This window comes from Kitasatospora sp. NPDC091207 (assembly GCF_044768625.1).
GTDB lineage: Bacteria > Actinomycetota > Actinomycetes > Streptomycetales > Streptomycetaceae > Kitasatospora.
In genome coordinates this window covers 1-9,891 of sequence record NZ_JBIVVS010000059.1, presented here as the reverse complement: position 1 = coordinate 9,891, position 9,891 = coordinate 1, and the positions used below count along the sequence as shown (strand labels likewise).

Here is a 9,891-nt window from a genome sequence, read left to right as displayed (position 1 = left end):
TCGTACAACTCCCGCCCCATACCGACGCGTTGACCACCCTGGCCCGCGAACAGGAACCCCACACCCGAGCGCACCGCACCCGGCACGGCCACCACGGGTTCGGCGGAGGCGAGTTCGGAGGCGTGAGCGCCCAGCAACACCGCCCGGTGCTCGAACACCGCCCGCGACGACGCCAGCGACCACCCGACATCCACCGGATCGACACCGCTGCCGTCACCGCCACCGGCCGTCAGCTCCGCCACCCGCGCCACCTGCGCGGCCAGTGCCTCCGGAGTGCGCGCCGACACCACCCACGGCACCACCGGCATCCCCGCACGATCAGCGACGACGGCCTCCGCCGGATCCCCCTGTTCGAGGATCACATGCGCGTTCGTGCCACTGATCCCGAACGACGACACGCCCGCCCGACGCGGCCGGTCCGTCGGGAGCCACTCCCGGGCCTCGCCCAGCAGCTCCACCGCACCGGCCGACCAGTCGACATACGGGCTCGGCTCGTCCAGGTGCAAGGTCCGGGGCAGGACACCGTGCTGCATTGCCAGCGCCATCTTGATCACGCCGGCCATCCCCGCCGCGTGCTGGGTGTGTCCGATGTTCGACTTCACCGACCCCAGGAACAACGGCCGGTCCGCGTCGCGGTCGCGTCCGTAGGTCGCCAGCAGGGCCTGGGCCTCGATCGGGTCGCCCAGCCGGGTGCCCGTCCCGTGCGCCTCCACCGCGTCCACATCCGCCGCCGACAGGCCCGCACTCGCCAGGGCCTGCCGGATCACCCGCTCCTGCGAAGGACCGTTGGGCGCCGTCAACCCGTTCGACGCGCCGTCCTGGTTGACCGCGCTGCCGCGCAGGACCGCCCAGACCCGGTGCCCCAACCGTCGGGCGTCCGACAGCCGCTCCAGGAGCAGCACGCCCGCGCCCTCGGACCAGCCCGCGCCGTCGGCGGCCGCCGAGAAGGACTTGCACCGGCCGTCCGGCGCCCCGACCCGCTGCCGCGAGAACTCCACGAACAGGGTCGGGGTGGACATCACGATCACACCGCTGGCCAGGGCCAGCGAGCACTCGCCGTTGCGCAGCGCCTGCGCCGCCAGGTGGATCGCCACCAGCGAGGAGGAGCAGGCGGTGTCGACGGTCAGCGTCGGACCGGTGAAGCCGAAGGTGTAGGCGATCCGGCCGGAGGCGATGGCGCCCGCGCTGCCGGTCAGCAGATAGCCCTCGAACTCGGGGGCCTTGGCGAGAATGCCCGCGTGGTCCTGGCCGCTGATGCCGGCGAACACGCCGGTCTGACTGCCGCGCAGCGCCTGCGGGTCGATACCGGCGTGTTCGAACACCTCCCAGGTCGTCTCCAGCAGCAGCCGCTGCTGCGGGTCCATGCTGAGCGCCTCGCGCGGGGAGATCCCGAAGAAGCCCGCGTCGAAGCGGTCGACGCCGTCGAGGAAGCCGCCTTCGACGGTGTAGGTCTTGCCGGGCGCGTCCGGGTCGGCGTCGTACAGGTCCTCGATGCTCCAGCCGCGTTCGGCCGGGAACGGCCGGATGGCGTCGACTCCGTCGGTGACCAGCTGCCAGAGGTCCTCGGGCGAGCCGACCCCGCCGGGGTAGCGGCAGGCCATGCCGACGATGACGACGGGGTCGTCGTCGAGCGGGGAGCCGACCGGGACCGCGACCGCCACCGGGCCCGCCGCGTCCGCGCCGCCGAGCTCGGCGTCGAGGTGAGCGGCGAGCGCGGCCACGCTCGGGTAGTCGAAGACCAGGGTGGCGGAGGGCTTCAGGCCGGTCACGTTCCTGAGCCGGTTGCGCAGTTCGACGGCGGTCAGCGAGTCGAAGCCGAGCTCGGTGAACGGCCGGTCCGCCTCGATGGCCGAGGCGTCGCGGTGCCCGAGCACCTCGGCGACCTGGCCCCGGACCAGGTCGGCCAGGGCGCGGGCGCGCTCGGCGGGGGTGAGCCCGGCCAGCCGGCCGGTCAGCGCGGAGGCGCTCTCGCCCTTGCCGGCGGTGCCGCGGCGCGCGGTGGGCCGGACCAGGCCTCGTAGCAGGGGCGGGAGTTCGGCGCCGAGGCCGCGCAGGACGGGCAGGTCGAGCCGGGTGGGCAAGGTCCAGGTGTGGCCCTCCCGCAGCGCGGTGTCGAGCAGGGTGAGGCCCTCCGCGTCGGTGAGCGGGCGCATCCCGGCCCGGGCGATGCGGTCGCGGTCGGCGTCGGTCAGTTCGCCGGTCATCGCCCCGCTCGACTCCCACAGCCCCCACGCCAGGGTGGTCACCGGCAGGCCGAGCCGGGCGCGGTGGGCGGCCAGCGCGTCCAGGAACCCGTTGGCCGCCGCGTAGTTGGCCTGGCCCGCGCCACCGAAGGTGGCGGCGGCCGAGGAGTAGAGGACGAAGGCCGTCAGGTCGAGGTCGCGGGTCAGCTCGTGCAGGTGCCAGGCCGCGTCGGCCTTCGGGCGCAGCACGGCGGCGAACCGCTCCGGCGTGAGCGCGGTGACGAGTCCGTCGTCGAGAACGCCGGCGGTGTGCACGACCGCGCGCAGCGGCCGGTCGGCGGGGACGGCGTCGAGCAGCGCGGTGAGCGCGGCCCGGTCGCCGACGTCGCAGGCCGCGACGGTGGCCTCGGCGCCGAGGGCGGCCAGCTCGTCGCGCAGGGCCCGCGCACCGGGCGCGGCCGGTCCGGAGCGGCTGACCAGCAGCAGGTGGCGCACCCCGTGCTCGCGGACCAGGTGGTGGGCGAGCCGGGTGCCGAGCGCGCCGGTGGCGCCCGTCACGAGTACGGTGCCGTCGGGGTCGAACGGGCCCGCGCCGGCGCCCGTTTCGGCGCCCGTTTCGGCGCCCGCGCCGGTCGAGGTCGCGGGGCCGGCGGGTGCGTCGGCGGCGGGCACCCGGGCCAGCCGGGGCACCAGGACGGCGCCGTCGCGGAGCAGCACCTCGGGCTCGTCGACGGTCAGCGCCGCCGTCCAGGCCTCCGCCGCGGGTGCCGCCGGGCCGCTGTCCGCGTCGACCAGCAGGAAGCGCCCGGGGTGTTCGGTGGCGGCGGCCCGCAGCAGGCCCCGGACGCCCGCGGCGGCCAGGTCGGTGCCGTCGACCGCGCCCCGGGTGACGACGGCGAGCCGGGTGCCGGCCAGCCGCTCGTCGGACAGCCAGGTGGTGAGTAGGGCGGCCGTCCCGGTCACGGCCGCGTGGGTGGCGGCGAGCGGGTCGCCGCCGCTCGGCGCCAGGCCGGTCAGGACGAGTTCGGGCGCGGCTGCCCCGTCGTCCAGTGCCCGGCGCAGCGCGGCCAGATCCGGGTACCCGGTGCCGCCGGGGAACACCGCCGACAGCTCATCGGCGGCGAGCAGGGCGGGCCGCGCGGGCGCCGGCCGGGTGGCGGTGGCCGGGCGCCAGTCGATCCGGAACAGGTCGTCGTGCTCACGGCCCGCGCCGCGCAGGGCGTTCGGGTCGACCTCGCGCCAGGTCAGCGTGGCGACGGTGGCGACGGGCGCGCCGTCGGCGTCGGCGAGGGCCAGCGCGACGGAGTCGGGCCCGGTCGGGGTGAGGCGGACCCGGAGCCGAGTGGCTCCGGCGGCGTGCACCTCGACGCCGCTCCACGCGAACGGCAGACCGCCGTGCCGGCCGTCGTCGACGACACCGCGCAGCAGCGGGTGCAGGGCGGCGTCGAACAGGGCGGGGTGGAGCACGAACCGGCCTGCCTCGGTGGCCTGTTCGGGGCTGAGCGCGGTCTCAGCGAAGAGTTCGCCGGCACGCCGCCAGACCCGGCGCAGGCCCTGGAACTGCGGGCCATAGCCGTGGCCGAGCCCGGCCAGCCGGGCGTAGACGCCGTCCAGGTCCACCTCGACGGCGCCGGGCGGCGGCCAGGCGCCCACCTCGGCGGGCGTCACGCCGCCGGGGCCGACCACCCCGGTGGCGTGGCCGGTCCAGACGGGCTCCGGCAGTCCGTCGGCCGGTTCGGGCCGCGAGTGCACGGACGCCTCGCGCTGCCCGTGCTCGTCCGCCGGGCCGACGACGACCTGGATCTGGACGGCGCCCTGGGCGGGCAGCAGCAGCGGGGCGGTCAGGGTGAGGTCCTCGATGCGACCGCAGCCCAGCCGGTCACCGGCGGTGGTGACGAGCTCCAGCAGCCCGGTGCCGGGCAGCAGCACGGTGTCCAGGACGGCGTGGTCGGCGAGCCACGGGTGGCTGCTCAGCGCCAGCCGCCCGGTCAGGACCACGCCGCCGCCGGCCAGTTCGACCGAGGCGCCCAGCAGGGGGTGCCCCGCGAGCCCGAGGCCGGCGGCCGTGACGTCGCCCACCGATCCGTCGGACCGGAGCCAGTAGTCGGTGTGCTGGAAGGCGTAGGTGGGCAGCTCGACCGGTCGGCGCGGGCCGTCGAACAGGGCCGCCCAGTCGACCGGCACGCCCCGCACGTGCAGCGCGGCCGCGTTGGACAGCAGCTGCTGCAGGCCGCCGTGGTGGCGGCGCAGCGAGCCGACCACGACGGCGTGCCCGGCGCCGCGCTCCTCGGCCGTCTCCCCGATGCCCGGGGTGAGCACCGGGTGCGGGCTGATCTCCACGAAGGTGCTGTGCCCCGAGGCCAGCAGGGCCGCGGTGCCGTCGGCGAAGCGCACCGTGCGGCGCAGGTTCTCGTACCAGTAGTCGGCGTCCATCCCGGCGGTGTCCAGCCACTCGCCGGTCACCGTGGACCAGAGCGGGGTGTCGGCCGGACGCGGCGCGAGGTCGCGGAGTTCGGCCAGCAGCCGGCCGCGGATCCCCTCGACGTGCGCGGAGTGCGAGGCGTAGTCCACCGGGATCCGGCGGGCCCGGACGTCCTCGGCGGTCAGGGCGGCGAGCAGTTCGTCGAGCGCGCCGGTGGAGCCGGAGACGACTACGGCCCGGGGGCCGTTGACGGCCGCCACGGAGAGCTCCGCCCCGTACGCGGCGAGCCGCTCCTCGACCTCGGCGAGGGACAGCGGGACGGACGCCATGCCGCCGAGGCCGGCCAGTTCGGTCAGGGCGCGGCTGCGCAGCACCACCACGCGGGCCGCGTCGCGCAGGGACAGCGCCCCGGCCACGCAGGCGGCGGCGATCTCGCCCTGCGAGTGCCCGATCACCGCGGCCGGGGACACCCCGATCGCCCGCCAGGCCGCCGCCAGCGACACCATGACCGCGAACAGGGCGGGCTGGACGACGTCGACGCGGTCCAGGGAGGACGCGTCCTCCGTCTCGGCCAGCAGGTCGAGGACGGACCAGCCGGTCAGCTCGCCGAGCACCTCGTCGCACTCGGCCATCGCGGTGGCGAACGCCGTTGATTCGCCGAGCAGTTCGGTGGCCATGCCGAGCCACTGCGAGCCCTGCCCGGGGAACACGAACACCGTGCCGCCGGGCGCGCCGGCCGTACCGGTGACGGCCGCCGGCGAGCCGTCGGCCACGGCGGCCAGCCCGGCCGTCAGCTCCGCGTGGTCCGTGCCGAGGACGACCGCCCGGTGCTCGAACGCGGTGCGGGTGAAGAGCAGCGCCCGGCCCGCGTCGGCGAGGTCGGGGGCGGGCCAGCCGGCCAGCCGGGCCGCCTGCGCCCGCAGGGCGGCGGCGCTGCGGGCGGAGAACACCCAGGGCACCACGGCCGCCGGGGTGCGGTCCGCCCCGCCGGCCGGCCGCGCTGCGGTCGCGGGCTCGTCGGGCACCCCGGGCGCCTCCTCGGGCGCCTGCCCGGGTGCCGTCTCGGGCGCGGGCCCGGGTGCCTCCTCGGGCGCCTCCTCCAGCACGACGTGCGCGTTGGTGCCGCTGATGCCGAACGAGGACACGGCGCCCCGCCGGAGGCGGTCGCCCGGTGCCCAGGCCTGCTCGCGGTCGAGCAGCCGGACGGCGCCGGTCTCCCACTCGATGTGCGGGGAGGGGGTGTCCACGTGCAGGGTGCGGGGCAGGACGCCGTTGCGCAGCGCCATGACCAGCTTGATGATGCCGGCCACCCCGGCGGCGGCCTGGGTGTGCCCGATGTTGGACTTCACCGACCCGAGGTACAGCGGCCGGTCGCCCTCCCGCTCGCGCCCGTAGGTGGCGAGCAGGGCCTCGGCCTCGATCGGGTCGCCGAGCCGGGTGCCGGTGCCGTGCGCCTCGACCACGTCCACGTCGGCCGGGGTCAGCCCGGCGTTCGCCAGCGCCTGCCGGATCACCCGCTGCTGGGCCGGACCGTTCGGCGCCGTCAGACCGTTCGACGCGCCGTCCTGGTTCACCGCACTGCCGCGCACCACCGCCAGCACCGGGTGCCCGTTGCGCCGGGCGTCCGACAGCCGCTCGACCAGCAGCAGGCCGACGCCCTCCGACCAGCCGACCCCGTCGGCGGCGGCCGAGAAGGACTTGCACCGGCCGTCGGAGGAGAGGCCGCGCTGACGGGAGAACTCCACGAAGACCGCCGGGGAGGACATCACGGTGACCCCGCCGGCCAGGGCCATCGTGCACTCCCCCGCCCGCAGCGCCCGGATCGCCAGGTGCAGCGCCACCAGGGAGGACGAGCAGGCGGTGTCCACGGTGATCGCCGGGCCGGTCAGGCCCAGGTTGTAGGCGATCCGCCCGGAGGCGATGCTCGCCGCGCTGCCGTGCCCGAGGTAGCCCTCGAAGCCGTCCGGCGCGGTCAGGAAGCGGGCCCCGTAGTCGGCGTACATCACCCCGGTGAAGACCCCGAGCGGCTGCTCCCGGACGGTGGCCGGATCGATCCCGGCCCGTTCGAGCGTCTCCCAGGCGGTCTCCAGCAGCAGCCGCTGCTGGGCGTCGACGCCCATCGCCTCGCGCGGGCTCATGCCGAAGAACTCGGCGTCGAACTCCCCTGCGCCGTGCAGGAATCCGCCGTCCGTGCTGTACGTCTTGCCGGTCCGGTCCGGGTCCGGGTCGAACAGGTCCGCCGGCCAGCCCCGGTTGGTGGGGAACGGGGTGATCGCGTCACCGCCGTCGGCCAGCAGCCGCCAGAGGTCCTCCGGCGAGGCGACCCCGCCGGGGAACCGGCACCCCATCCCGACGATCGCGATGGGCTCCTGGTCCCGCTCCTCGAACTCCCGCAGCTGGTGCCGGGCCTGGTAGAGGTCCGCGGAGACCTGCTTCAGGTAGTTCAGCAACTTCTCGTCGTTCGCCATGTCTTCCGCCCCGATCGGTGTCGCGTACAGACGTGCTCAGCTGAGGGAGATCCCGAGTTCCCTGGTGACGAAGTCGTAGACCTCGTCCGCGGAGGCGTCGGCCAGCCTCTCGGTGACCTGGGCCGCCTCGGTGTCGGCCGTCCACCGGGAGAGCAGCGCGCGCAGCCGCTCCACCGCCTGCCCCCGGGTGGACGCGTCGAGGTCGGCGGTGCCGGTGGCGGCCTCCAGCGCCTCCAGGCGGTCCAGCACGGGGTGCCCGATGTCCGGTGCCCGGTCCCGCAGTTCGGTGCGCAGATAGGCCACCAGCGCGGTCGGGGTCGGGTAGTCGAAGGCCAGCGTGGCCGGCAGGCGCCGCCCCGCCAGGGCGGTGAGCCGGTTGCGCAGGTCCACCGCGGTCAGCGAGTCGAAGCCCAGCTCCGCGAAGGTCCGGTCCCGGTCGAGACCGTCGGCCCCGGCATGGCCGAGGACGACGGCGATCTCCCGGCACACCACGTCGTCGATCAGCCGGTCCCGGTCCTCCGGCGCGGTGCGCGCCAGCAGGTCCACCAGGGACTCCCCGGGCGTCCCGGCCGTCGCACCGGCCCGCCGGGGCCGGCCGGCCAGGCCGCGCAGCACCGCCGGCAGGGCCTCGCCCTGGGCCCGGAGGGCCTTGGTGTCCAGCCGCATCGGCAGCAGCCAGGGCCGCCCCGTCGCCAGGGCCGCGTCGAACAGGTCGAGGCCGGTCGCGTCGTCCAGCGCGATGACCCCGGCCCGCGCGAGCCGCCGCAGGTCCGCCGCGCCCAGCCGGCCGGTGATCCCGCTCTCCCGCGCCCACAGGCCCCAGGACAGGGCCAGCGCCGGCAGGCCCCGGGCCCGCCGGTACAGGGCCAGCGCGTCGAGGTAGCCGTTGGCGGCGGCGTAGTTGCCCTGGCCGGGCGCCCCGAAGGTGGCCGCCACCGAGGAGAACACCACGAACGCCGACAGGTCCAGGTCGAGGGTGAGCTCGTGCAGGTGCCGGGCGGTGTCCGCCTTGGGCGCGAGCACCTCGGCGACCCGGTGGCGGGTCAGCGACCCGATGACGCCGTCGTCGGCGACCCCGGCCAGGTGCAGGACGGCGGTCAGCGGGTGCTCGGCGGGCACGGCGGCCAGCAGGCCGGCCAGCGCGGCCCGGTCCGTCACGTCGCAGGCCACCACGTCCACCTCGGCGCCCGACTCCCGCAGCTCCCGGACCAGTTCGGCGACGCCCGGACCGTCCGGCCCGCGCCGGCCGGCCAGCAGCAGCCGGCGCACCCCGTGGGCGCCCACCAGGTGGCGGGCGAACATCCCGCCCAGCACGCCGGTTCCGCCGGTGATCAGCGTCGTCCCGGTCGCCGGGAACGGCACCGGGTCGCTCTCCCCGGCCGCCGGGCGGACCACCCTGGGCACCAGGACGGCGCCGGCCCGCAGGGCCAGCTGCGGCTCGCCCGAGGCCACCGCCCCCGGCAGCAGCGGCAGGGCCCGGTCCAGGTCGTCGACGTCGACCAGCACCAGCCGGTCGGGGTGCTCGGTCTGGGCCGACCTCAGCAGGCCCCAGGCGGCCGCCCCGGCGAGATCCGCCGGGTCCGGCCCGGCCGCGCCGGTGGTGACGACGACCAGCCGGGCCCCGCTCAGCCGCTCGTCCGCCAGCCAGGCCTGCGCCAGCTCCAGCGCGTCACCGACCGTGGCGGACGGATCGGCCGCGTCCCCGGCGGCCAGCGGCGCCAGCACGACCGACGGCAGCGGCGCCCCGGCGTCCAGAGCCGCGCCGAGAGCGGCCACATCGGCGTAGTGGACGGGGAGTTCGGCCCGTGGCGCGCCGAGCACCGCCCAGGAGGCGGTGTCCCCCGAAGCCGGCTCGACCGGCTGCCACACCACGGCGAACAGGGACTCGTGACCGGTGGACCGGACGGCGTCGGCACTCACCTCCCGCCAGGTCAGGGAGTCGATCCGGGCGACCGTCCGACCGCCTTCGTCCACCATGTGCAGCGACACCGTGTCCGGGCCGACCGGCGCGATCCGTACCCACAGCCGCGACGTCCCCGGCGCGAACACGCTCACCCCGCTCCAGGCGAACGGCAGCCCGGCCCCGCGCTCGTCGTCCACGACGCCCGGCAGCAGGGGGTGCACGACCGCGTCCAGCAGCGCCGGGTGAAGGACGTAGTCGCCGGCCGCACCGGGGCGGCCCGCGGGCAGCTCGATCTCCGCGACGACCTCGTCCCCGGACTGCCAGAGCCTGCGCAGGCCCTGGAACACCGGACCGTAGTCGTAGCCCCGTTCGGCCAACCCCTCGTACAGGAAGGTCAGATCACGCTCCGCCGCATCGCCGTCCGGCCGGTCGAAGCCCGCCCCGGGATCGGCCTCGCCGACGCCCAGCGAACCGGTCACATGCCGGGTCCACTCGGGATCGGCGTCATCGGCGGCCGGCCGCGAGTACACCGCCACGGCCCGGCCGCCGGACCCGTCCGGCGCCTCGACCACCACCTGGAGCTGGACGGCCCCCGAACGCGGCAGCACCAGCGGCGCGGCGAGCACCAGCTCCTCCAGCCTCGGGCACCCGACCCGCCGTCCGGCCGTCAACGCCAGCTCCACGAAGGCCGCACCGGGCAGCAGCACCGAACCCAGCACCGTGTGACCGGTCAGCCAGGGATGGGTGCCGAGGGAGATCCGGCCGGTCAGCACCGTTCCCCCGTCCGGGAGTTCGACCACGGCCGCGAGCAACGGGTGCACCGCGTCGGTGAGCCCGGCCGAGGCCACATCACCCGCGACGGGCTCCAGCCAGTAGCGCTCGCGCTGGAAGGCGTACGTCGGCAGCTCGACCCGC

Annotated in this window: 2 protein-coding genes; both read right to left on the bottom strand. The window is 76.4% G+C overall.

The window, feature by feature from the left end; translation table 11 throughout:
* A partial coding sequence (locus ACIQTO_RS37985) for a type I polyketide synthase (RefSeq protein WP_402398227.1) occupies nt 1-7,073 on the bottom strand: 7,073 nt, incomplete at its 3' end.
* A gap of 36 nt (nt 7,074-7,109) precedes the next feature.
* Nucleotides 7,110-9,891 (bottom strand): type I polyketide synthase (locus ACIQTO_RS37980; protein ID WP_402398225.1); only part of this gene is annotated, 2,782 nt, incomplete at its 5' end.